This is a genomic window from Stenotrophomonas sp. YIM B06876, assembly GCF_030711595.1.
Lineage (GTDB): Bacteria > Pseudomonadota > Gammaproteobacteria > Xanthomonadales > Xanthomonadaceae > Stenotrophomonas.
In genome coordinates, this window is the sequence record NZ_JAUJUJ010000320.1 from 1 (window position 1) to 959 (window position 959).

1 pseudogene is annotated in these 959 nt (G+C 68.5%); it reads left to right on the top strand.

Annotated elements, in window-relative coordinates:
• A pseudogene (locus tag QZH66_RS19075) lies at window positions 1-959 on the top strand (nitrite/sulfite reductase); the annotation flags it as partial.

Sequence of the window (959 nt, forward strand, 5' to 3'; positions counted from 1 at the left end):
GAGGACGAGTTCAAGCCCCTGCGCCTGCAAAACGGCTGGTACATCCAGCGCTACGCGCCCATGCTGCGCATTGCCGTGCCCTATGGCGAGCTGGCCAGCGCCCAGCTGCGCGTGCTGGCGCGCATCGCGCGCGAATACGACCAGCCCGACGCCGGCCTGCTGGCCCAGGCGCGCGCCACGCAGGACCAGCTCGGCGACATCACGCTGTCGAACGGCCAGCGCATAGGCTCGGAGCTGGGCTATGGCTACGGCCACTTCACCACGCGCACCAACGTGCAGTTCAACTGGGTGCCGCTGGTGAAAAGCGCCGACGTGATGGACCTGCTGGCCAGCGTGCAGATGCACGGCATACAGACCAGCGGCAACTGCATCCGCAACATCACCGCCGACGAGCTGGCCGGCATCGCGCCCGACGAGATCGCCGACCCGCGGCCGTTCGGCGAAATCATGCGCCAGTGGAGCACGCTGCACCCCGAGTTCGCCNGCCGACGAGCTGGCCGGCATCGCGCCCGACGAGATCGCCGACCCGCGGCCGTTCGGCGAAATCATGCGCCAGTGGAGCACGCTGCACCCCGAGTTCGCCTTCCTGCCGCGCAAGTTCAAGATCGCCATCTCGGGCGCGCTCGAAGACCGCGCCGCCACGCCCTGGTACGACGTGGGCCTGCAAATGGTGCGCGACGAGCAGCTCGCCACGCAAGAGACCGGGCCGCTGGCCGGCGTCGGCTTTCAGGTGCGCGTGGGCGGCGGCATGGGGCGCACGCCCATCATCGGCAGCGTGGTGCGCGAGTTCCTGCCGTGGCACCAGATCATGAATTACCTCGAAGCCGTGATCCGCGTCTACAACCGCTACGGCCGGCGCGACAACGCCTGGAAGGCGCGCATCAAGATCCTCGTCAAGGCCGAGGGCCAGCGCTACATCGACCAGGTCGAGGCCGAATACCGCCAGATCGTCGAGCAGG